General features: G+C 35.3%; 19 protein-coding genes. 15 read left to right on the forward strand and 4 right to left on the reverse strand.

Going from position 1 to position 24,139, the window contains the following annotated elements:
* Window positions 1-12 precede the first annotated feature (12 nt).
* The 6 genes from sufD (at window position 13) to IGL31_RS02540 (ending at window position 6,960) form a co-directional block, all read left to right on the forward strand.
* Window positions 13-1,299: a Fe-S cluster assembly protein SufD gene (gene sufD, locus IGL31_RS02515; protein WP_002331648.1), complete on the forward strand. Its 1,287-nt coding sequence runs from the start codon at window positions 13-15 to the stop codon at window positions 1,297-1,299.
* A complete protein-coding gene (locus tag IGL31_RS02520) occupies window positions 1,296-2,531 on the forward strand; it encodes a cysteine desulfurase (RefSeq protein ID WP_081156421.1) in 1,236 nt (411 codons plus the stop codon). The genes sufD and IGL31_RS02520 overlap by 4 nt, the downstream gene beginning before the upstream one ends.
* Window positions 2,518-2,988: a Fe-S cluster assembly sulfur transfer protein SufU gene (gene sufU, locus IGL31_RS02525; RefSeq protein WP_002287684.1), complete on the forward strand. Its 471-nt coding sequence runs from the start codon at window positions 2,518-2,520 to the stop codon at window positions 2,986-2,988. The genes IGL31_RS02520 and sufU overlap by 14 nt, the downstream gene beginning before the upstream one ends.
* Before the next feature lie 4 nt (window positions 2,989-2,992).
* Entirely contained in the window at window positions 2,993-4,384 is a 1,392-nt protein-coding gene (gene sufB, locus IGL31_RS02530) for a Fe-S cluster assembly protein SufB (RefSeq protein WP_002287686.1), read from the forward strand.
* A gap of 1,753 nt (window positions 4,385-6,137) precedes the next feature.
* On the forward strand, window positions 6,138-6,542 hold the full coding sequence (locus IGL31_RS02535; protein ID WP_144443810.1) for a hypothetical protein: 405 nt from the start codon (window positions 6,138-6,140) through the stop codon (window positions 6,540-6,542).
* Window positions 6,472-6,960 carry a PTS transporter subunit EIIC gene (locus tag IGL31_RS02540; RefSeq protein ID WP_081156422.1) on the forward strand — a complete coding sequence of 163 codons (489 nt, stop codon included), beginning with the start codon at window positions 6,472-6,474 and terminating at the stop codon, window positions 6,958-6,960. The genes IGL31_RS02535 and IGL31_RS02540 overlap by 71 nt, the downstream gene beginning before the upstream one ends.
* Window positions 6,961-7,035: 75 nt before the next feature.
* Here IGL31_RS02540 and IGL31_RS02545 read toward each other — a convergent pair whose 3' ends face one another.
* From IGL31_RS02545 to IGL31_RS02555, 3 genes are all read right to left on the reverse strand, one after another.
* On the reverse strand, window positions 7,036-8,007 hold the full coding sequence (locus IGL31_RS02545) for a site-2 protease family protein (RefSeq protein ID WP_081156423.1): 972 nt from the start codon (window positions 8,005-8,007) through the stop codon (window positions 7,036-7,038).
* 105 nt (window positions 8,008-8,112) lie between these two features.
* Complete coding sequence (locus tag IGL31_RS02550; protein WP_256927188.1) at window positions 8,113-9,003, reverse strand: peptidase domain-containing ABC transporter; 891 nt, start codon at window positions 9,001-9,003, stop codon at window positions 8,113-8,115.
* 980 nt (window positions 9,004-9,983) lie between these two features.
* Complete coding sequence (locus IGL31_RS02555) at window positions 9,984-10,697, reverse strand: GntR family transcriptional regulator (protein ID WP_010727437.1); 714 nt, start codon at window positions 10,695-10,697, stop codon at window positions 9,984-9,986.
* A 150-nt stretch (window positions 10,698-10,847) separates the two neighbouring features.
* Between IGL31_RS02555 and IGL31_RS02560 the strand changes: the two genes are divergently transcribed.
* From IGL31_RS02560 to IGL31_RS02585, 6 genes are all read left to right on the forward strand, one after another.
* Complete coding sequence (locus IGL31_RS02560; protein WP_010727438.1) at window positions 10,848-12,542, forward strand: class I mannose-6-phosphate isomerase; 1,695 nt, start codon at window positions 10,848-10,850, stop codon at window positions 12,540-12,542.
* A gap of 17 nt (window positions 12,543-12,559) precedes the next feature.
* Complete coding sequence (locus tag IGL31_RS02565) at window positions 12,560-13,480, forward strand: ROK family protein (protein ID WP_010727439.1); 921 nt, start codon at window positions 12,560-12,562, stop codon at window positions 13,478-13,480.
* Entirely contained in the window at window positions 13,480-15,900 is a 2,421-nt protein-coding gene (locus IGL31_RS02570; protein WP_086299862.1) for a hypothetical protein, read from the forward strand. Before IGL31_RS02565 ends, IGL31_RS02570 begins: the two co-directional genes overlap by 1 nt.
* Window positions 15,901-15,919: 19 nt before the next feature.
* Window positions 15,920-17,176: an ABC transporter substrate-binding protein gene (locus tag IGL31_RS02575; protein WP_179189378.1), complete on the forward strand. Its 1,257-nt coding sequence runs from the start codon at window positions 15,920-15,922 to the stop codon at window positions 17,174-17,176.
* A gap of 75 nt (window positions 17,177-17,251) precedes the next feature.
* A complete protein-coding gene (locus IGL31_RS02580) occupies window positions 17,252-18,154 on the forward strand; it encodes a carbohydrate ABC transporter permease (RefSeq protein ID WP_010727442.1) in 903 nt (300 codons plus the stop codon).
* A gap of 1 nt (window position 18,155) precedes the next feature.
* On the forward strand, window positions 18,156-18,992 hold the full coding sequence (locus IGL31_RS02585; RefSeq protein ID WP_010727443.1) for a carbohydrate ABC transporter permease: 837 nt from the start codon (window positions 18,156-18,158) through the stop codon (window positions 18,990-18,992).
* 253 nt (window positions 18,993-19,245) lie between these two features.
* Here the strand turns inward: IGL31_RS02585 and IGL31_RS02590 are convergent, their stop codons facing one another.
* Window positions 19,246-19,911 (reverse strand): helix-turn-helix domain-containing protein, encoded by a 666-nt coding sequence (locus IGL31_RS02590; RefSeq protein WP_010727444.1) that lies wholly within the window; start codon window positions 19,909-19,911, stop codon window positions 19,246-19,248.
* Window positions 19,912-20,036: 125 nt separating this feature from the next.
* Here IGL31_RS02590 and IGL31_RS02595 point away from each other — a divergent pair, with 125 nt between their 5' ends.
* The 3 genes from IGL31_RS02595 (at window position 20,037) to IGL31_RS02605 (ending at window position 24,003) form a co-directional block, all read left to right on the forward strand.
* Window positions 20,037-22,073: a DUF1430 domain-containing protein gene (locus IGL31_RS02595; RefSeq protein WP_086299860.1), complete on the forward strand. Its 2,037-nt coding sequence runs from the start codon at window positions 20,037-20,039 to the stop codon at window positions 22,071-22,073.
* 3 nt (window positions 22,074-22,076) lie between these two features.
* Window positions 22,077-22,715 carry an ABC transporter ATP-binding protein gene (locus IGL31_RS02600; RefSeq protein WP_086295095.1) on the forward strand — a complete coding sequence of 213 codons (639 nt, stop codon included), beginning with the start codon at window positions 22,077-22,079 and terminating at the stop codon, window positions 22,713-22,715.
* A 376-nt stretch (window positions 22,716-23,091) separates the two neighbouring features.
* Window positions 23,092-24,003 (forward strand): peptidylprolyl isomerase, encoded by a 912-nt coding sequence (locus IGL31_RS02605; protein ID WP_002288548.1) that lies wholly within the window; start codon window positions 23,092-23,094, stop codon window positions 24,001-24,003.
* Window positions 24,004-24,139 lie beyond the last annotated feature (136 nt).

Below are 24,139 nucleotides of genomic sequence, written 5' to 3' on the forward strand. Positions count from 1 at the left end.
GGGGGAGCAAGAATGAAAGAAAAAAACTGGCTCGATTATCTTGACGCGGTAAATGATTTTTCTTTAAGTAAAGGCGAACCTGATTGGATGAGAACCTTCCGTCAAGACGCACTAACGAAAGCAGATGAACTGCCATTGCCGCATATCGATCGGGTGAAATTCCATCGCTGGTCGTTATTCGATGTGAAAGAAACACAAACCATCAGTGAAACAGGCACGATTCCGGCATTTGATGCAATGAAAGACAATCCTGTGCTTGTCCAACAAGGTTCATGGACGATTTTTGAACAACTGCCTGTGGAATTAGCAGAAAAAGGAGTCATTTTTACCGACTTGTTCACTGCAATGATCGAATATCCAGAACTAGTCCAAGAATATTATATGAAAAAAGCAGTAAACATGAACGAAGACCAATTGACTGCACTCCATGTAGCTTTTATGAACAGCGGTATTTTCCTGTATGTGCCTAAAAATGTCGTGATCGATGAACCACTCGAGTCCTTATTCATTCAAGATGGCGCATCCGATGATCACTTCTTCAAGCATGTGTTGATCGTGGCAGATGAACATAGTGAATTTTCTTATCTGGAACGTTTCCAGACAACCAAAGAACAAGTAGCAAAATCATCAGGTAATATCATCGTGGAAGTCATCGCTAAAGCTGGTTCAAAAATCAAATATTCAGCCGTAGATCAATTAGGAGAAAATATTACTTCTTATATGAATCGCCGTGGGCACATTTTACGAGATGCTTCTGTCGACTGGGCAATTGGTGTCATGAATGACGGTCATGTGATCGCTGACTTTGACTCAGATTTAGCAGGAGAAGGTGCACACGCAGAAGTCAAAATCGTGGCAATCAGCTCGGGCAGACAAATCCAAGGAATCGATACGCGAGTAACCAATAAAGCCCCTCATACGATCGGGCATATTTTGCAACACGGAGTGATCCGAGAAAAAGGAACATTGACCTTTAATGGTATCGGCCACATCTTGAAAGGGGCAAAAGGTGCAGATGCCCAACAAGAAAGTCGTGTCTTGATGCTTTCTGATAAAGCACGTGGTGATGCGAATCCTATTCTTTTGATCGATGAAAACGAAGTAACTGCTGGACATGCTGCCAGTGTAGGACGAGTTGATCCAGAAGAAATGTACTATCTGATGAGTAGAGGATTGCATAAAGAAGAAGCAGAGCGCTTAGTGATTCGAGGATTCCTCGGTTCTGTCTTAACAGCAATCCCTGTAGAACAAGTTCGGAAAGAATTAGTCGAAGTAATCGAAGGGAAGTTGAATGGATGATCGATGCTAAAAAGCTACGCAATGATTTTCCTATCTTATTTCAAGACGTCAATGATGAACCTTTAGTTTATCTGGATAATGCAGCGACGACCCAAAAGCCAAAACAAGTACTCCAGGCATTAGCGCACTATTACGAACACGATAACGCCAATGTTCATCGCGGTGTCCATACGTTAGCAGAACGCGCGACCCATGATTATGAACAAGCAAGAGAAAAAGTACGGGCGTTCATCCATGCAAAAGAAACAGCAGAAGTGCTGTTTACTCGTGGTACGACGACAAGCTTGAATTGGGTAGCCAGAAGCTTCGGCGACCGCTATATCAAAGCAGGAGACGAGATAGTGCTCTCTTACATGGAACATCATTCTAATGTTATCCCGTGGCAGCAGTTGGCAAAACGAACAGGTGCTGTCTTGAAATATATCGAACTAACAGAAGAAGGCTTCCTGGATATGGAGGATGCAGCGAAAAAGATTACGGACAAAACCAAAATCGTCTCCATTGCTCATGTATCCAATGTCTTAGGTGTCATCAATCCTGTTCAAGAATTAGCTGAACTTGTCCATGAAAACGGCGGGGTCATCGTAGTAGATGGTGCTCAATCTGCCCCGCACATGGCCATTGATGTCCAAGCACTAGACTGTGATTTCTTTGCTTTCAGCGGACACAAAATGTGCGGACCAACAGGTATTGGTGCTTTATATGGTAAACGAAAATGGTTAGAAGAAATGGAACCTATTGAATTTGGTGGCGAAATGATCGATTTTGTCGAATTATACGACAGTACATGGAAAGAACTACCTTGGAAATTCGAAGCAGGGACACCAAATATCGCCGGCGCTATCGCATTAGGCCATGCAATCGATTATTTGCAAGAACTCGGCATGGATAATATCCATCGATATGAAGAAGAACTAGCCGCTTATGTGTTGCCAAAATTACAAGCAATTGATGGATTGACTGTTTATGGTCCACAAGACCCGAATTTTCGGACAGGAGTCGTTGCATTCAATTTGGATGGGTTACATCCCCATGATGTCGCGACAGCTTTAGACATGGAAGGGGTAGCCGTCAGAGCAGGTCATCATTGTGCGCAACCGCTATTGAAGTACCTTGAAGTATCAGCGACTGCTCGCGCGAGCTTTTATTTCTACAACACAACGCAAGACGCCGACCGTTTAGTTGAAGCAATCATGGCAACAAAGGAGTTTTTCCAACATGGGACTATCTAAATTAGACAATTTATACCGTCAAGTGATCTTGGATCATTCTTCCCATCCGCATCATCGTGGAAGCTTGACTGACTCGACCAGCAAGATCGAATTGAACAACCCCACATGTGGAGATGTGATCGAATTGCAAGTCGATGTAAAAGACGGAATCATCAAAAATATCGCCTTTGACGGCAGTGGCTGCTCCATCAGTACGGCAAGTGCCTCGATGATGACAGACGCCGTCATCGGAAAATCAATAGAAGAAGCAGAACATTTAACTGTAGACTTTCTACAGCTTGTCCAAGGAAAAGAAGTCAAAGATCCCGACCAATTAGGCGATGCTGCTATGCTTGGTGGTGTAGCTAAATTTCCAGCTCGGATCAAATGTGCGACACTTGCCTGGAAAGCACTAGGAAAAGCAATGGAAAACGATGGTACCGCAGCTTTCCATCATTACCACAAGGAAGAGGAGTGAGAACATGGGCGTACCAGAATTAGAAGAATATAAATTCGGGTTTCACGATGATGTCGAACCGGTTTTCAGTACAGGAGAAGGCTTGACAGAAGAAGTGATCCGTGAGATGTCAAGAATCAAAGGCGAACCAGAATGGATGCTTGAATTCCGTCTGAAATCTCTAGAAACATTTAACAAAATGCCAATGCAAACATGGGGCCCCGACCTTTCAGACATCGATTTCGATGCCATCAAATATTACCAAAAACCAAGTGACAAACCCGCTCGTGACTGGGAAGACGTACCAGAAAAAATCAAAGATACATTTGAAAAGATTGGTATCCCAGAAGCAGAACGAGCTTATCTAGCCGGTGCTTCCGCACAATATGAATCAGAAGTCGTGTACCATAATATGAAAGATGAATTCGAAAAGTTAGGAATCGTCTTTACTGACACTGACTCTGCTTTGAAAGAATACCCTGAATTATTCAAAGAGTACTTTTCAAAACTTGTACCGCCAACTGACAACAAATTAGCAGCGCTGAATTCAGCCGTATGGTCAGGTGGCACCTTTATTTACGTGCCAAAAGGCGTCAAAGTCGATGTTCCATTACAAACTTACTTCCGGATCAATGCGGAAAACACGGGGCAATTCGAACGTACGCTGATCATCGTTGACGAAGGAGCAAGCATCCACTATGTCGAAGGTTGTACGGCACCTACTTATTCAAGTAACAGCCTGCATGCCGCCATCGTAGAAATCTTTACAAGAAAAGATGCGTATTGCCGTTACACAACGATCCAAAACTGGTCAGACAATGTGTACAACTTAGTAACCAAACGAGCAAAAGCATACGAAGGCGCAACCGTTGAATGGATCGACGGAAACCTAGGTGCAAAAACAACGATGAAATACCCAAGTGTTTACTTAGATGGAAAAGGTGCACGAGGCACCATGCTCTCCATCGCCTTTGCAGGAGCAAACCAAATCCAAGATACGGGTGCAAAAATGATCCACAATGCACCCAATACATCTAGCTCTATCGTCTCTAAATCAATCTCAAAAGACGGCGGAGAAGTAAACTATCGAGGACAAGTAACCTTCGCCAAAAACAGTGCGGGTTCGATCTCTCATATCGAATGTGACACAATCATTATGGACGAATGGTCGAAATCCGATACGATCCCATTTAATGAGATCCACAACAGCCAAGTCTCTTTAGAACACGAAGCCAAAGTCTCAAAAATCTCAGAAGAACAACTCTACTATCTGATGAGCCGAGGCCTGACCGAATCTGAAGCAACTGAAATGATCGTCATGGGCTTTGTTGAACCATTCACCAAAGAACTTCCAATGGAATATGCAGTCGAACTCAACCGATTGATCAGTTATGAGATGGAAGGGTCTGTCGGATAACAACTATTTCATTGCTCGAAACGTTGATATTAAAGCGTTTCGAGCATTTTTTTATTCATCAGTATATTAACTTAAAACAAACGACCGTCCAGAAATAATGAACTGAACAGCTAATATTATCCATTTGTCTGATGAATCTAAAGACTTGAATGTTTACTACTAGATTGTTCAAATTCTAGTAGTAGCTCAAGCAACATTTTTTAATCACTACTTTGAGTGCGAACGACAATAATAAAATGTATGAAAGGGGATGGGTATAATTCTCTTCCCTTTTTACTAAATACATTCTTTTCCGTTATTAGAGAGGACTGAGCACTCAATATAATCCTATTCGTTGATTATGATGCCAAACAAACTTGCGAAGGCTGAGCTTGCTGGTGAGTAACCTTTTTAGAAATGGAGCGAGACAAATTCACTTCTTCTATTTGTTCGAACTAATTGGGTCGTCGGTAATAAGTATCACGGTCAGAATGAACGATTGGATTCACTTTGACTTGGCGGGTAGCGAGTCTAGCACTTAACATATTATTTACTGATCCTGCATTAAGCTTGAATTTAATGGACTAACTAATGATAGCAATATCGTGATAATCAACAAGTAGTAATAAATGAATTTTCTCTGCGGGAATTCTAAACTCAAAATTATCTGTCAGCTAATTTCAGTTGGCTTTTTTCTGCTTATTTGGAGATAAAGAATTTTTCAACATATCCTCTTTATAATTTTTTGGTTAATTTTTCCGTATTTTTCCAAAGTTTTCTAGCCTTGGTTGCTGCTATTTCTTCACGCCATTGCGTCAGGTATCACTATTTGGATAACTAAGTATACGAATAGTTTATATATAACACTGCCTAATGATTAACAGTTCTCGCTTTTGTTCTTTGGAATACTTTGATTTTTTTCGGTACCTCTGATGGATCTTTCCAAATATCAAACATTCTTTGTACTATTCTAGAAATAGTTTGAACAAGTAAAAGGAATTTAAACACGCCTAATTTCGTACTTATAGCCCTTCTTTAGTAACTTTTGTTCCTTAGTCTATTAACAAAAAGTTGAAGGAACTAGAACAGTTGGCTTTACTCTTCTTATCATTTTGATAACAATTTGTGTAGAATGTCCATTTTTCAAATATGATTAAACATTATGGAGTGTTTGTTTTGAACGTTGCATTATCTGATTTGTTTTAATAACAAATTGATTGATATTTTTATCAGGTTTTTAGACTTAATTTTCTGATTTTCAAAGAATTTATCTTTTTTGATGTTTCATATTTTAGTTTTTTAATTTTCGGAGTGTTAATCTCTAGTTCAGTCTGATTAAGGGAGATCATCTACCTAATTATTAGATAATCTTTGAAATTAATCTGTTTTCCAAAATAACTCGGTAAATATTTGGATTTTAAGTATAATATTGTCCTTTTAATACAAAAAAAAGGCTCTAATAGCCTATATTTTTTTGATAACGATTACAATGACGTTATAAATTTTGGGGATTTGCATAAAGGAAAAATAAAATGTCTAATAAAGGAATTGATAATCAAGAAAAAATATTTGCTCATCAAATTAAACTAATCAAAGAAAGAAGAAAAAACATCATATTGATCTAGCGATTCTAAGAGATGAATACCTAAATTCTGAAAAGGGAAGTTACGGGAAACATTTAGTAAAAGATAACTCCATATTAAATGATCATGGTTTTTCTTATGAATTTGTTTCAACTGATTTATTGTTAGAATTTAAAATAGAAAAAGTGAATGTGTCAACGAATGGTATAGGCTGCAAAGCATTGATTATTCAATCTAAAGATAGAAATTCTACCAAAACAATACAGTTGCTTACGGAATTAGCAGATATAGGACTACCGATTTTTATTGTTGGAAATAATAAATTAGAACCAAAATTTATGGTTGATTTGATGGCTATGGATACCTTTAGTGAGACAGTCTACAAATTACTTAGCGAGGAAAATGTCTATCAAGTTAACATGCTTTCTGATTTATTAGACTCTTTACTTTCAAATTTTCCAATGCAATCAGTTGCGGAATTCTTTTTAGCAGTAGGGTTAACACCAATTTTTACAGCAATGTTCAATGCCACAGACTATTCCAAATGGCGAAGAAGTCATTATAGGTTTCCAACAAAAGTATTTAGGGAGCTCTGATTTATTTGTTACAATGATTGTATCAGTTTTAATTTCAATGCCTTATCTAAGGTCAGTCAAAACTGATAAATTAGTAATCAAATTCCCTGATTCTGTACCACCAATGGTTAGTCAGTCTTTTGAACCACTAGCAATAGGATTCATTATCTTTATCATGATTGCATTATTTCAGATGGGACTTTCACTTTTAACCGATGTAAATATTTTTGACTTAATAAATCAATTTATTGGCGCTCCAATCATGAAATTAGGAGAATCACCAACTACTTTTATCCTCGTTTCCTTTGTTTGTGCTTTACTATTTTTTATTGGGATTTATCCTGTTTCTATTATGGCGGCTTTAACTCCAGTAATCATGGTTCTCATAACAGGTGCAATCGAACAATATCAGGCAGGAGAATATCTTAATCCATTGTAACAATCTCCTTTTATACGTTCATGATTATTTAAAATCAAAAAATAAGTTTATTCGCAACATAAGTGATTCCATACATTACATTAATTTCTCCAAACGTTCTACATATTCAATTTCCATCTTTCTATATCCTCGATCAGGAAAGTTTATTAGCTGTTTTTTAGCCTTTTCTAAAAGATACCTTCCTTCCACTACATTACCCAAAACAAAATAAGTATATGTTGCTAAAATTCTAGTGTTAGAAGGCCGATCATTTTTCAAAAATAACTGCACCTCTTTATCTTCATATATGCCCTTCGCTTTTTCAAAATCAGGGCGATGAATAATATGATAATCTAAAAACTCAAGAGCTACTAATATTTTAAATGAAGGTGGCAAGTTTTTAAAATCCAATCGGTTAAGCTCTTCTATTGCAAGATTGTATTCACCCATGTCTCGTAACCGACTTGCTTCACATAAAAGAAGATAAATGATAAACTGATTATCTAGCTTAATTCCTTCATCAACTTTAAACATTTCATGAGGTAAATCTCTGAATCTTTTGCCGTTTTTCGCCATGGTAGGTGGAAGATAAAAGAAAGCATGCATCCCCCTTTTTGCTTCTTCAGATCTTAATGCCGCATAAATGTTTGTTCCATCATTAGTTCCTCTTGGAGTTGGAAAAGAGTTCGTAATAAAGAACATAATACCCGCAATAATCCCAACAATTAAAAGATTCTCATATAAAATGCTTCCTTCTGAATTTTTATAAATAAGAAGTAATGCAATAGCACTTAATAGATTAAAAAGACTTCCACCAAAATTATACCAAAAAAATTTAAACACTTCTTTATTTTCATGCGGAATCATCAAGCATTCTCCCATAGAAAAAAACTTTAATAACTTAAAATTTATACGATCTTCCTCTTTAATCCACATAAAAAATCCTGCTTGAAAGCTATGAAATTTGTACCCTGTTGCAAAGCCACAAACTAAGTGTCCTAGTTCATGAATGTATAGATTAAACAAAAATATCATTATACTCCCTATCGCTAAAAGCACTATATTCACGAAGCCATCTCCTTCCTAACTATGTTGAGTAATAGTTTACTCAATTTTCTAGTCTCTCATTTGGTCTTTAAAATTATATTCATTAATCAATGAAAATAGTAGAAGCTATTCCTTTTCATTTTTCTCATATAGCTTTTTATAATAAAAGGAATTTTCAATCAGTTCTCTATGCGTACCTATTGCAACTATTCTCCCGTGATCCATAACAATGATTTTATGAAAATGTTGAATCATAGACAATCTGTGTGCTACAACAATCATCGTTGAACAAACTTTAAATAAGTTATTCATAACAATTTTTTCAGAAATATTATCTAATGCACTAGTCGGCTCATCCATAAAAATAATTTTAGGATCAGATATAATCGTTCGAGCAATAGATATTTTTTGCCTTTGTCCACCAGAAAGATTATGCCCACTTTCTGAAATTCTTGTTTCCAAACCTAATGGAAATGATGAAAGCAGTTCCTCTAAATTAGCTACTTTAATGCTTTCCATAATTTCTTCATCTGAATATTCCCTTCCCATTAAGATATTCTCTTTAAAAGTTCCACTAAATAAAACATTCTCTTGTAAAACAATGCCTATGTGTTCTCTCAAATCATGCAATCGAACATCTTTCACATTCAAATAATCATAGTAGATTTCACCACTAGTCGGCTTATATAAGCATGACATGAGCTTCAATAATGTGGATTTTCCAGAACCGCTTGCGCCAACAATCGCTATTTTTTCATTCGAAGAAATCTTCAATTGAACATCCGAAACTGCATTCTCTGAAAATAGGCTGTATCGATAACTAATTCGATCCAAGCTAATTGCTCCCGTATAGCTTTTCATTTCTTGGTCTCCACTAGTAAGTGTTTCATTTTTAGTTTCTAAGATATCCAACAATCTATCTAAATAAATTTTTACCATCAATAGTTGATTATAACTATTAGCTATTGATAATAAAGGAGATAAAAACATTACACCAATAGTGTTAAATGCAATCAATCCGCCTATAGTTATTTGCTCATTTATTATCAATAGATGCCCGAAAGAAAAGATAATCAAAGGATAGAAATTTTGAATAATTAAAAAAATCTTTCAATCATGAAGGATATATTTACAAAAAATATATTAGTAATAATGAGTAGCGAATCCTATTAAGGGAAATAGTAATAAGATTTTTTCATCTATATGATCATGGTTAATTGAATTACAAGATATATAATCTTTAACTGTATTTGAGAATATGGATTTGTTTCATGAATGAATTACTGTCAAAAGTAGACACTAGGAGCTAACCTAACAGTAAATTGATTCCCCAAATAACTTCTCTACCTGCTTGCTATTTTGGCTACGAGATTGGTTACGTTCTCGACGATAGTATTTGATAATGTACACTATGAGACTATTATGCTTTGTCAAATGAAATATTTGTACAAAGCCTATTCCTTTCTTTTGATTCCCAAAAGAGTCATTGGAAGGGTCTGTTGGATTTTTTTTGAATTTCAATAGATAGTATTACATGAATTGGTTTCTGTTTCTGATAAGGAGTAAGTATTCTAGCTATTTCCCATGTCAATAAGCTCCATATCAAAGAATAAAAAAAGTCAAAAAGAGAGTGGTGTTCATATATTTGAATTCGACAGGATCATGAGTGGAGCAGATGCTTTACTTGAAGGCGGAGACACTGAATTAATCCAACAACGAAAAAAACTAGAAAGACAACTGATTCGTTTGCGTGTAGCTAGCCCTAGCAAAGTCACTTCTCAAACTAGAAAATTCCCCACACGAGAAAAAACAACGTCTTTATTGCCATCAAAGGACAAAATGGATCCATGCGGCAAAAGAAACCTTGCAAATCGTTGCAGATTGATTAACAGGAATTTAGTCTCGATTATAAGAACCAAATACGAAAAAATGGCGAACCTATCGAAGTGAGATTTTAGATAGACTTTGAGGGACAAGACAACACTCTTTTGCCATTATTAATGAAAATCTACAAAGTACTTATATTCCTTTCCAATGTAAAAACATTCCGTGTATTCTTTAAAACTATTTGTCAAATCAGAAGTAAATCGCGTACGTTTAAGGATCGGAGTATTTTGGGAAACTTTTAAAAAATAGGCGATTTCTTGGGTCGGATGTATAGACTCGATAATTTCTTTTTTGTTTGTGACGATAATGTCGTGTTGCTTTAAATAGGCATAAAAAGAGCCATAGTAATCTCTTGTATTTAGGCTAAAAAAATCCTCATATTTAAAATACGTAATAAAATATCCGATACTTTTTTTCTTATCTCCTCGCAATCGTTTTAAAACGATCAATTTTTCTCCTAAATCGACATCTAAGTACTGCGCTAATCTTTTATCTGCGTGAGTGATTAAGACATTCACTGTTTGCGTAACGATGTCTATTCCGACTTCTTTCATTTCTTCTGTAAAGCTTTTAACTAGTGTAAAGTGATCGGATAACTTCGCATCTAACTTCTTGACAAATGTGCCTTTCGCTCTTTTTCTGTCTAATAAATTATCTTTCACCAATTCATCTATTGCCTTGCGTACAGTGATACGGCTGACATGATAAATATCACATAGTTGTAATTCTGTCGGAATTTTTTCTCCTTCTTTCCATTTTTCAATTTGAATATTACTACGCATATCATCTGCAATTTGCAGATAGTAAGGAATACCATTGGTCATTTTGTTCCTCCTTTTTTAAGTTATATACAATAAGACAATAGCGAAAAAAGCTGATATAGCAGGTAGAAAAAATGTACATAAAACAGCATTGTAAACGCATACAATTAGAATTATACTATTGCTATGATAAAAAGACAAAGGGTGAATGACATGTATGAAAAAAGACCTAGGATTATTTTGAAAGAACAAATAAGCACTTTTACCGGGTATACCAAAATAATTAATGAATTATTGAAAGATAAGAAAACGAAAAAAATTGCTTTAGAATGTTATCCAGGAATAGATAGTGAAAAAGTAGCACATGAAATCAGAGCACTTAAAATGGAAGATTTATTTATAACCACAACGAATCAGTTTTACCAATCAAGTAATGAAATAAAGGAAAAATTAACAGAAGTATTAACAGATGATCGAGTATTTGGACGATTGACAGATGCTACATTTCTAGATTTTTTGGCAAAGGAAAAAAATGAAAGTTTGAATCAAGCTGATCGCGTATTGTTGATTGGCGTAGGAGCTGCGGAACTAATTGATGCTGATATGGTGGTGTATGCTAATCTGACTAAGCGAAATATCCAATTAAAGCTCAAAGCAGGTGCAGAGAATTGGCAAGCAGACAATGCTCAGGAAGAATTTTTAAAAAAAGTCAAACGAGCTTATTATTTTGAATGGCCGGCAGCTGACGAACGTAAAAAATTAGTTCTTCCTTCTAGTCAATATTTAATCGATTTAAATGAAGAAAATACACCAAAAATGATAAAAACAAAAGATTATTACAATGCTCTGAGGCATTTTAGTAATCAACCGTTTCGTTTAGTCCCATATTTTGAACCAGGCATTTGGGGTGGTAAATGGATGCAGAAAAAGTTTGATGTAGGAAAAGAAGAGGTCAATCTAGCATGGTGTTTTGATGGTGTACCAGAAGAAAATAGTGTGATTTTTGAGATTGGGACCGTAACTTTTGAAGTGCCAGGAAATGATCTTGTCCTTTTTTACCCTGTCTCAATATTAGGAGAAAAAGTGTTTGGCCGATTTGGCAGTGATTTTCCTATCCGATTCGATTACTTGGATACGATGGCCGGTGGGAATCTAAGCCTTCAAGTCCATCCGACTCTTGATTATGCTTATCGAAAATTTGGGTTGAAGTACACCCAAGATGAAAGTTACTACATTATGGATTGTGAAGAAGATGCCTATATTTATCTAGGATTAAAAGAAGAAGTCGGAACGCCTGACTTTATCCAAGCATTAGAAGAAAGCCGCATCACTGGAAGATTAGATGTCGAAAAATATATAAATAAAATCAAAGTAAAAAAACATGATCACTTTTTGATTCCTGCTGGGACAATCCATTGTAGCGGAGAAAACTGCGTGGTTTTAGAAATAAGTGCCACGCCTAATCGATTTACCTTTAAATTATGGGATTGGGAAAGAGTAGATTTAGATGGAATTCCTCGTCCTATCCATATTGAGCATGGGAAACAAGTGATCAATGAGAGCATGAAAACTAATAGAGTTTTTTCAGAACTCGTTAATCAAGTAGTTGATCTAACTATTACAGAAAATATCCATATAGAGCGGACTGGTCTTCATCCATTGGAACCAATCGAAACTCACAGGCTTACTTTTTGTGTACCGATTGAGCAGACGACTGAAGGCAGTGTAAATATGCTAAATCTTGTGGAAGGAGAGGGAATAGTTATTGAAAGTACAGCTGAGACGTTTGAACCATTAAAAATCAATTACGGAGAAACATTTATTATTCCAGAGAATATCAAAAACTACGTGATTCGGCCAATAGTTGATAAAGAGACGTGTATAGTGATGAAAGCATTTATCAAATAAGAAGGGGAAAGAATCAAATGGATGTAACGATTTGTTTAGATGTCGGAGGGACATTTACAAAAGGAATGGTTTTTGACGAGACAGGAAAAGAATTGATTGAAGGAATCAATTACTATGAATCGAAAGCATCTCAAACAAGAAAGGGGATCATCAAAAATTTTGCAGGTATTATCGAAGACTTATACAAACAAGTAGTAAATAAAAATAAATTGTTGACATCAATTGTATTAGCTTTTCCAGGACCTTTTGATTATGAGGAAGGAATTAGTTTAATAAAAAATCTGGCTAAATTCGACTCTCTTTATCAACAAAATGTAAAAATGGCTTTGGAAGAAGAAATAAAACAACATACGTTCATTGATTATTCTTCAACAATATCTATTGAAATATTCAATGATGCTGTAGCCTTTGCTTTTGGAGGCTATCAAATTTATCGGCCAACTAACAACAGAGGAGCATATATAACGATTGGGACAGGCTGTGGGTCTACTTTTATTGAAGATGAGCGAATCATCAAGGACAGTAAAGGAATACCAGAATCAGGGATGATCTATAAGGAACCTTTCAAGGAAAGTATCATAGATGATTATATTTCTGCAAGAGGAGTGACGAACATTATTAAAGAAGTCTACGGTTCAGTTATTTCTATTGAAGAGGTTTATAAAAATGCACTTTCAAATCAAGAGCAAGCACTAGAAGTATTCCATAAATTTGGTCAAAATATCGGGTTAGCATTATATCCATACATTGAAAGCTTCCAGCCAAGTGAGATCGTTTTTGGTGGGCAAATCAGCAAAAGTTTTGAATTTATGAAAAAGGGCATCCTGGAAAAATTGAGGATGACGAATGAACCAGTCAAATTAAGAGTTTCTGACAATACTTCTATTACGACAATCAGAGGACTATTCAAATTGAAAAAAGAAGGAAGGATATATTGATGGCAAAAAAATTTACTATGTATCTTATCTCGCATTCGCATACAGATATCGGATATACCGATCGGCAAGAAAAAATTGAAAGATATCATGTTGATTTTATCAAACAAGTAATAAATATGAACAAAGAAATTGAAGCAGGATCACATCCTAACTGGGAAGGCTTCCGATGGACTTGTGAAAATTATTGGCAAGTAGAAAATTTTCTGAAATCAGCTACATCTGATGAAAAAACAGAATTTTATCGTTTGATTCAAGAGAAAAAAATCGATGTTTCTTTAAATTATTTGAATTTGACGGAATTAGTGGATGATCAGATCTTGCGTAAGAAATTACAAGAAGGAAAGGAATGGGCTAGAGAAATCGATTTCAAAGGTAATTCAGCAATGACTGCGGATATCAATGGATATAGTTGGGGGTATGCTTCTGCACTTTATGATAATGGAATCAAAAATTTGTTTTCTTGCATACATGGACATCACGGATTATCTCCATTAAGAAGACAGCAGCGACCATTTAAGTGGAAAACACCAGATGGGAAAGAACTATTTGTTTGGAATGGTGGACATTACATGTTAGGAAATGAATTTTTACTGATTCCTAACACACGATTTACGTATCATTTGAAAGACGAATTCATGGATGATCATCAAACGAATCAATTTGAAATAACAGAAAAACGTATATTTAAATATGTCCATTCACTAAAAGCAGATCATTATATGTTTGATTATGTACCAGTGATGATTTCCGGTGTACTGACCGACAATGCGCCAGCAAATGGCGAATTGATGGATACAATTAATTTATGGAATGAAAAACATGGACAAGAAATTTTTCTACAAATGATCACGCTCAATGACTTTTTTAAAATAGCAGAAAAAGAAACAGGCTTACCAGTTTATTCGGGCGATTGGAATGATTGGTGGGCAGACGGTGTCGGTTCGACACCAGCAGCAACGAAAATATATAAAGAAGCACAACGAAAGTATCAATTAGCTGAAAAATTGGATCCAGATGGGTTAACTGGAATCACGAATGAAAAACATAAAGCTGAAGACAACTTAATAATGTATGCAGAACACACATGGGGCTATTCCTCCTCGATATCTGAACCGTGGAATACATTGGTCAATGAACTGGAATATCGAAAAACAGGATATGCCACTCAAGCAAGTGTAGCCGCTTCTCTTCATTTAGATGAAATATTAGCAAAACATGGAGAAGTATCGATTCGTCCCAACAGAGAAAAAAGATTTAAGATCATCAATCCCCATAATCAAAAAATAGTAGACATGGCTACCGTATATATTGAACATTGGGAAAATGTGGAGGATATCTATATCGATGAAAAAAATATTCATCGTTTGTCAGCAGTTGATCAGGAAACTGGTAAAGAGCTATTAACACAAGCTATGAAGACTGCAAGAGCCACAGAAGTCAAAATTTGGATAGAATTAGAACCAAAAGAAGAAAAAAACATAAAAGTAATCTTCAAACCTGAAAAGCAAAAATTATATGACTTGTCCTTGATTGAAGGATCAGAAGGAGTGCAGGATATTTTAGAGAAACAGCAAAAAAACAGAGCAAATATAAACGGTGTTGAAAACGATTACTTTTCTACCGTATTCGAGTATCCTATGGGAATCTCTCATTTGGAGTTAAAGAAAAATGCATGTTCTATCATAAATGATGAAATGCTTTACGCACCATTTTCTGGTGTTTACGAAGTAACACCGATTCGACAAGATCCAGTAGAGGAACGACGATTGATGGGGAGGAACAGAAAAGGAAAATTTGCAAAAAGAAGTCAAGCAGTACTCAAAGACATTCGGATTTTAGATGATGGAGAGATTTTCACGAGTGTCTTATTTGATTATGAACTCGAGGGGACACGACTATACGCTGTCTACATGAAATTTTTCAAAACTACTGCAAGGATTGACGCTACGATACGACTGCATAAAGAAAGTGTGTGGGCCCCAGAAAACTTGTATGTATCGCTACCATTTTCATTACCAAATTCCAAAACATGGATAGATAAAACAGGTTGTCTGATTCGTCCAGGGATTGATCAGCTTCCAGATACAAATATGGAATTTTATCTTACACAAAATGGTTGGATCTCTGAATCGGAAAAAGGAACATTATTTGTAAATTGCAAAGATGCACCGTTACTGACATATGGTGATTTGGATTTTCATGAAATCCAGCTAGCAAATGAAAGTACCACTTGGAAAAACACTCAAGTTACTTATTCTTGGATCATGAATAACTTCTGGGAAACAAATTTCAAAGCTGATTTGGGAGGATTCTATGAATTTGATTATTCACTAAATTACTATGATAAGATCTTTGACCAAAAAGAAGCAAGAGATAAGCTGGAGGAATTCTCGCAAGGAATCATTGGAATCTCGGTTTAGAAAATGGGGGGAAGAAAAAATGTCTATAAAAAAAACATGGAGTTTAAGTATTGCTTTTCTATCCATATTATTTTTTCTTAGTGGTTGTGGAAAAGGGACGGATTCAAAATCTGCTGATAACAACACAGAAGTAGTAGAAGTTTTGAATGATAAAGGACAAGGTACGGGTCCCTCTAAAACTTTTGTGCCAATCCTTGAAAAAGAAGCTGGATTGAAGGTCAAGTTTATCAACACGCCGGATCTGAGCGCGTATCAGACGAATATCCAACAATCACTGCAAGGTGGAGATGCACCTGCACTCTTTACGTGGTGGACAGGAAGTCAATTAAAAGAATTAGTAAAAAATGACTTGCTAGAGGACTTAACAGATCAGTGGGATCTGTACGTGGATGAGGGAGTGAGTGATCAAATCAAAGATGCACTGTCAGTAGATGGAAAAGTATACGGCGCACCATTAAATGTGATATATAATGGTATATTTTACAATAAAGAAATTTTTGATAAGTATGGATTATCGGCCCCCAAAAATTTAGACGAGTTTTTAACGATTTGTGAAACTTTGAAATCGAATGGGGAAGTACCAATCGGTATCGGAAATACTTGGCAGTCGTTTAGTTGGCCCCAAGCGTTGATGGGAAGTATAGACCCAGATTTATACGAGGAGTGGACAGCTGGAAAAGTTCCATTTACGGATAAACGTATCAAGAATATTTTCTATAAGTGGTGTGAAATGATAAATAAAGGGTATTTCTCAGATGTTCAACAGGATCAGGTAAAAGATTTTGCTGGTAAAAAAACTGCGATGATGTATCAGGCGACAAATTTGTTAACAGGTCTGAATGATGAATACGGAATGTCTTCTGGAAAGCAAATGGATATGTTTGTTTTACCTGGTGAAGAAGAAGAATCAAAAAGGACGATTTATTACGAAGTTGCCCCTCTAGTAGTTGGAAAAAATAGCAGTAACAAAGAAAATGCGAAAAAAGTATTAACGTCATATTTTAAAGAAAACGTTCAACAAGAATATGCTGATAAGACAGGGATGTCTGCTGTAACAAATGTCTCTTTTGAAGATCCTATCAGCAAATCACTTGTTGAAAAAGTAAATGACTCAGAACACTATGATTTGAAGCTACGTTATTATGAGCAGTTTACACCGGAAATCGTCAACCTTTCAATTGATGAATATTGGAAAATTTTTTCTAATCCAACAAATGCACAAGTCGATCAAAGTTTAGAGACGATTCAAAAAGCTTGGGAAAAAACTGAAAAATAACAAGCGCTTTCGAGAAAGACGGGTAAAGATATGGGGTAGGGTAGACAAACCCTATCCCTGATTGGGGGAACAACTATGGAAATAAAGATCAAAGAAACAGATCTAGTTAAAAGAAAAAATAAATTATCATTCAAAAAAATTGTTCCGTATTTTTATGTACTACCAGCAGCGTTATTAGTTACAGTGTTCTTTATCATGTCAGCTATTTTTACTTTTAGCTTGAGCTTTACTAAATGGAATGGATTGTCGGATATTCAATTTGTCGGATTAGAAAACTATATACGTTTATTCCACGATGGTTATTTTATTCAGTCTTTACTTAATACGTTAATATGGGTCTTTTCAGCATTAATTATCCCTGTCATCATCCCATTAGTATTAGCAATAATGGTTATAAATAGTCGCTGGGGTACAGCATTTAAAAACATATTCTATTTACCTAACGCTGTTTCGCCTACAATTGGTGCCTTGATTATGACCTCGCTTTTATCGAATTACGGACTACCTAAATTACTTGAGACAGTTGGTTTGACTGAAACTACCACCTATTGGCTAGGGATACCTTATGTAAATACATTTGTCATGATAGGTTCAAGTGTCTGGCAGGGAATAGGCACTAACTTGATCTTACTGATTGTAGGATTAAGTAATTTACCAGCAGAACCAGTAGAGGCTGCAAAACTAGATGGAGCTTCAGGATTCAAATTGTATCGATATGTTATATTACCATTATTGAAACCTACTTTAATTATTGTTTTACTGATGGCAATCATCAATAGTTTCAAGACATTTGACGGTATTTGGCTGATGACTGGAGGCGGCCCGTACCGCTCTTCTGAAACGCTTGCAGTGACGATGTATAAGGAAACATTCGCTAACGGTTCTTACGGCTATGGTTCAACAGTTGCAGTTGTTCTTTCTATTATTGTATTAGCGATTTCGGTGATTTATTTGAGACAGACATTTAAGGAGGATTAGTATGGGAAGAGTGAATAAATCAAATGGGAAATTAACTAATCTTATCTTATGTGTCTTAGGATTTATTTGGATGTTTCCATTTACGTTTGCTTTAGTAAATGCAGTGAAATCAGGTCCGGAATACAATCAAGGGAATTTTTGGGACTGGCCTAAAGGGATTTCAATTACTAACTCGTTTGATTTTATTTCAGAGAGGGTTTCATTTGGACAAGGATTCATAAATAGTATATTGTATGGGGTTGTTTCTTCCACAGTAGCTATTTTGTTAGCTGCTTTAGCTGCTTATGCGATTACGAAATTAAACATAAGAGGGAGATTTTTCTGGTTTATCTTGATTTATAGCGGAACGATTTTCCCTTTTCAAATGTACCTAGTCCCAGTTTACAGGCTGTATGCCAACTTAGGGTTATATGACACACAGATGGGATTGATCCTTTTTTATACAGCAATCTCTATCCCATTTTGCACATTTGTGTTAAGAAACTTTTTCAATTCTATAGATAAAGAACAAGGAGAAGCGGCAAAAATCGACGGAGCTTCTGACTTTCAGATCTTTTGTCAAATTTATATTCCAATGGCTAAAGCTCCCATCTCTGCATTGTTTCTATTCCAATTTTCCTTTGTTTGGAATGATTTGTTATTTGGCTTGACGTTTAGCAAATCAGGAAATGTACGTCCTATCATGACTGTTTTATCACAATTAAATGGTCCTAGTGGTGCAACGACAAATGCACCAGCAGTACTTTTAGCTTGCGGTATTGCATCCATCCCGACAATAATTATTTATATTCTCCTCAATAAAAATTTCGAGGAAGGATTTGTCATGGGCGGGAAGTAATTCTTAGCGATCATAAACATCAGCAGTTATAAAGAGAACGGTTACAAAGTCATTCATAATAAAACATTCCTTTACACAAAGAAAGTAAACCGATTCCTAAAAGTTAGATCGAAAATCTAATTTTTAGGAATCGTTATACTTACAGTCAACCATGATTTTTAGTTTCAATAAGATTAATTTCCATAAGTATAGAAACAACTGTTCAAGATAGGTTGAATAACCATTTTTACCTATTTCACACTCATCTTTTTACTTAATGCCTATCTGGCTCCTGAGGGGTTCTTTTTAAGGCGTCGTCATAGTCTTGGCTGAGGATTTCTTGGTAATCTGAGGGAATGGCTTCCCAAGAGAGCAGGCGAACGTTCATGACGTGTTTTCCTTTGTGTTTGATTACAGCATGGTTTTTCTCTTTTTCTACCTCTCCAGCGTGAAAAGACAGCCATGTACCATGGACAAAGATATCATTACATACCCAATGTTCGATGGAATTGTCCACGTATCCTACAGGGAGTGTGGTATAGCCGATTTGTGGTTTCAAAAAAGGATTGAATCGATCAATCGTTTCATTTTTGTATTGATAATTGATAAGAAAAAGATAGACCAAACAAAAGACGAGCAGAAAGAAAGATAGTGTCTTTTTGAGTGAGAAGGGTTGTTTTGATGAATAAGATTTCTTGTTAACAAGAGGTTCGTCTGGCAATGTTGGTTCTATTGATTCGGTAGCTGATTCAATAGAAGGAAAATCAATCGGCAGACCTAAAGTCTGATGTAAAAGTGACAGCATTTCAAGGTCTGGCATTGTACGAGAATTTTCCCAACTAGAAATCGTTTTATCGGAAACACCAATTTTTTCGCCTAATTCTTTTTGCGTAAGGTTACAATTTCTGCGGTAAGTTCGTATTTTTTCTCCGATGTTCATCTTCTTCTCCTTTCGATTCTACAGTATATAGATTTATTCTACATGACCTATACACTTGATAGATACGTTTTTTTGATGAAAAACGGTATGATTTTATCAAAGAATCATTTAAGTAAGGGAGAGTGGTGATAATCAAAAAAAAGTTCACAGTTTTACTCACAATCATAGTGACCGGTATCATGAGTGGTTTTGCCTTGGTTAGTATAAATAAACAGGTACTCTATCGGACAAATGAATTTTTCCATCAAACAGATACTTATACTCCGATTCGATTGCCACAACATTTTATTGGGCAAGAAGAATATGAGCAGCTAATCATGGTATTTGAAAATGTCTCATCAGAAACTGAGCTTTCTTATATGAAAAAAACAGTAAATGAATCCAATGAAGTAGATACATCTTGGAACTTCAAGATACAGCCAAAGCTTGAAATGACATTGTATTATCAAGGGGATGTCAAATCTTCTCACGAGAAGGTACCCTATTCTAATACCTCCTTTCGCGTAACGTCCATTGAAGAATCGATCAAAATAAAAGATTTTGAAGGTGAATTTTTCTTGATGACGAGAGAAAAAGAAGCCTATGAACGGTTCATTTCACTATTCACTGATCGATTCAATCAAGCATTTCACACTGATTATGCGACTAATATTTTTGAAGACTTTGAAAATAGCTATTCGTATTCGGTTATTTCAAGTACAGACGTATATAATTATCGAGTGTATTTAACTATTGGATTGATTCTTTTATTCCTTTTGTTATCATCCTTTTTCTTATTGATGAATAAAGAAATCAGTTTATTATTGAATAATGGCTTTTCATTACATCAAGTATTGTGGTGTTTATTGGGGAAAAAGAAAATCATTATTACATTCATAATTGCAGGAATCATTGGTGGTTTTATTTTTATGTATTATAAGGAGCAATTTCTTTATTTGTTCCAGATGTACGTTTTCTTGTTCAGCGGAATATATGGTATCTCTTTGATTTCTCTTTTATTAGTTGAAAAAATCGCTTCGTTAAGAGAAGCGTTCAACTATATCCAATACATTCTTTTTACATTTGGATTGTTGTTTTCTCTTCTTTTGACCGTTGCCAATGTCGAATTAGCAACTATCGTTTTTTCTTCTTCACAGTTAGCTGTTTCCCATGAACCTCCAAAAGAAATCGCTGATGAAGACTATTATGTGTTTTATCCAGTAACCATCGGGAAAAACCACGTGGATTTTATTTATTCCAATCGTTTTGCATCAGCAGCAGATCAGGAATTATATGAAACTTTGAATAAAAACGGAAGTATATTAGTCAATGTATCAGATTACTTGAATGAAGATAACGAACAGTTTGGCAGAGGGATAAAAATAAATCTGAATTATCTTAAGAAATTTCCTTTGATTGATGTCTCTGGAAGGTTGATCCAAATAACCGAAGAAGAAACGCACCCTGTTATATTGATCCCTGAACGATATAGACATACAGATTTAAAAAATGACCTGGCGCAAATAACAGAATATTATCAAGAAATCAGTGAAAAAGAACCGGAATTTCTATTTATAAAAAACAATCAACCCATTTATACATTTATTCCTTCTATCCCCTGGATCGAACATTATCCGGTTGTTGAAATACTGACATTGAAAAACAGTACGTATTGGGAAAGAAATATTCTCAGCGGAGAAATCTATCCACCGTTAAAGATCAAGATAGGCTCTTTGTCGAAAGAAAGGTTATTTGAGCGGATTGAAGAAAGTCAGTTACGTGATAACTTGCAGTTATCATTTCCGTATACTCAGACTGAAGAGATAGCTGTCAAAGTGTTAAGCAGATCATTTCATTACTTGATACAGATATTTTTACTCACTTTCTTTTCTTTCTTCTTGTTGAGCTATGTCATGTTATGCATATATTTTGTCTACAATTGTCGGAAAGTCGCTATCTTTCGTTCAAGTGGTTATTCGCTCTTTGAAACGTATAAAGATTTCTTCATGATGAACCTCATCAAATGGGGAACGACAAGTGTAATCTTCCTTTTTCTTATAGAAAGAGAGCCTAAATATCTTTTTAATATTTTTTTCTTTAGCTTCATTGATTTTATTCTTTCAGTTGTTTTTATTTTGTCTACAGAAAAGAAAAGTCAGTTATTGCTGATGAATGGAGGTTAACAATTGGAGCCGTTGATAGTGATAAAAGGTGCGAAAAAAATCATTCGAAACAAAACGATTCTTCATTTGGATCGTTTCACTGCGGATGCTGGGGATCTTGTGACTGTTGTTGGAGAAAGTGGAGCAGGTAAAAGTACGTTATTGAATATATTAGGATTGAATGATCAGTTCAGTTCAGGACAATTCTATTTGTTCGATCAAGAGACGAAACAATTAACTGGAAGAGAGAAGCGCTTGATAAAAAGAAATACCATATCTTTTCTTTTTCAAGATTTTGGGTTGATTGAATATGAAACAATCGATTTTAATTTAGATATTGGATTGAATTTTTCGAATTTAAATGTTTCAGATAAGCGAACAGCAAAGTATGAGGCATTGAAAAAAGTAAATATAAACAAGAAACTAAGTACGCCTATCTACACATTATCTGGTGGTGAGAAGCAAAGAATCGCCTGTGCGAGAGTCTTATTGAAGAATAGCAAAATCATTTTAGCCGATGAACCAACTGGATCATTAGATAAACGAAATAAGGAGCAAGTCGTTGAAATTTTATCGCAACAAGCTTCCCAAGGTACGTTAGTTATCGTGGTCACGCATGATCCATATCTGACCAAAATAGGAAACAAGAAGATCATGCTTTAGAAAACAAATGAAAAAACAAACTTTTTCTAATAAAAACAACAAAAAAATGTCTGGAAAATCGAACATAAAAGTGTCTGATTTGAATATCCCAGCAGCGGAAGAAGAAAAACAAAATCGATAACATTTGTTCTAAGAATTAGTTACGTTAAATACGGAACGCAAGATAGACTTGAAAAACGGTAACAAAAGAAGTAGTATATTAAGGTGTGATGTGCTACTTGACATTTATTCTGCTGAGCGAACTTTCTGGATTGTGTAGCCTTATATCTATTCAGGACGTATCGAGCAGATTAGTAAAGGTGTTCTTGATGATTTTCATCTTGAACACCTTTGTTTTTAGCAATTCGCAAAAAACGAAAAGTAGGAGAATTGATAAATGAAAAAAAGATTTTTAGCACTTGCCATCGTACTAGGCACTGGCTTATTGTCAGGCTGTACGAATGCCGGTGAAAAAACAGCCGTTAGTTATAAAGGCGGTACAATCAGCGAACAAGAAGTAATGGATAGCTTGAAAAAAATGCAAGGAGCAGATTCCGCTGTGCAACAGTTGATCGTTTATCAAGTATTTGAAGATAAATATGGAGATGACGTATCAACCAAAGAAATCGATTCCCAATATGATCAAACAAAGAAACAATTGGGTGATTCATTTGATTCACAATTGAAATCTGCAGGTTACACAGAACAAACATTCAAAGACAGTATCAAACAAAGCCTAGCCTTTCAAGAAGGTCTAAAGAAACATATCAAATTGACCGATGAAGATTTAAAAACGGCTTGGGAATCTTTCCATCCAGAAGTGGAAGCTCAAATTATCCAAGTAGCAAGTGAAGATGATGCAAAAGATGTGAAGAAAGCTGCTGATAAGGGAGACGATTTCTCTAAATTAGCCAAAGACAAGTCAACTGATACTACGACAAAAGAAGATGGCGGAAAAGTGAAATTTGATTCCACTACTACAACGGTTCCGGCAGAAGTCAAAGAAGCAGCCTTTAAGTTGAAAGATGGTCAAGTTTCTGATGTGATCACTTCTACCAATGCTTCAACTTATACTACGGAATATTATGTGGTTAAAATGGTGAAAAACCAAAACAAAGGCAACGACATGGATAAATACAAAAAAGAATTGAAAGAAATTGCAACAGACACAAAATTAAGTGACAGTACCTTCCAGAATAAAGTAATTGGCGAAGTATTGAAAGACGCTAATGTAAAAATCAAAGACAAAGACTTTGAAAATGTTTTGAGTACATTCACTTCAGATTCTAGTACAGCAAGTAGTAAATAAGCGGTATAAATAAAAAATATGAACTATTTAAATCAATAAAACTGTTCATCTAAATCTTTTTATTAGAACTAAATCAACAGTAGTTTAATTACTACTTGATTTAGTTCTTTTTATTTTAAAAATTTTTTTTACTTAG

It is taken from the genome of Enterococcus sp. MSG3290, assembly GCF_050555565.1.
Taxonomy (GTDB): Bacteria; Bacillota; Bacilli; order Lactobacillales; family Enterococcaceae; genus Enterococcus_B; species Enterococcus_B faecium.

Coding starts and splice junctions, on each gene's coding strand:
- sufD (WP_002331648.1), top strand. CDS start 13: ATGAAAGAAAAAAACTGGCTCGATTATCTTGACGCGGTAAATGATTTT.
- IGL31_RS02520 (WP_081156421.1), top strand. CDS start 1,296: ATGATCGATGCTAAAAAGCTACGCAATGATTTTCCTATCTTATTTCAA.
- sufU (WP_002287684.1), top strand. CDS start 2,518: ATGGGACTATCTAAATTAGACAATTTATACCGTCAAGTGATCTTGGAT.
- sufB (WP_002287686.1), top strand. CDS start 2,993: ATGGGCGTACCAGAATTAGAAGAATATAAATTCGGGTTTCACGATGAT.
- IGL31_RS02540 (WP_081156422.1), top strand. CDS start 6,472: ATGCCACAGACTATTCCAAATGGCGAAGAAGTCATTATAGGTTTCCAA.
- IGL31_RS02555 (WP_010727437.1), bottom strand. CDS start 10,697: ATGACCAATGGTATTCCTTACTATCTGCAAATTGCAGATGATATGCGT.
- IGL31_RS02560 (WP_010727438.1), top strand. CDS start 10,848: ATGTATGAAAAAAGACCTAGGATTATTTTGAAAGAACAAATAAGCACT.
- IGL31_RS02565 (WP_010727439.1), top strand. CDS start 12,560: ATGGATGTAACGATTTGTTTAGATGTCGGAGGGACATTTACAAAAGGA.
- IGL31_RS02570 (WP_086299862.1), top strand. CDS start 13,480: ATGGCAAAAAAATTTACTATGTATCTTATCTCGCATTCGCATACAGAT.
- IGL31_RS02575 (WP_179189378.1), top strand. CDS start 15,920: ATGTCTATAAAAAAAACATGGAGTTTAAGTATTGCTTTTCTATCCATA.
- IGL31_RS02580 (WP_010727442.1), top strand. CDS start 17,252: ATGGAAATAAAGATCAAAGAAACAGATCTAGTTAAAAGAAAAAATAAA.
- IGL31_RS02585 (WP_010727443.1), top strand. CDS start 18,156: ATGGGAAGAGTGAATAAATCAAATGGGAAATTAACTAATCTTATCTTA.
- IGL31_RS02590 (WP_010727444.1), bottom strand. CDS start 19,911: ATGAACATCGGAGAAAAAATACGAACTTACCGCAGAAATTGTAACCTT.
- IGL31_RS02605 (WP_002288548.1), top strand. CDS start 23,092: ATGAAAAAAAGATTTTTAGCACTTGCCATCGTACTAGGCACTGGCTTA.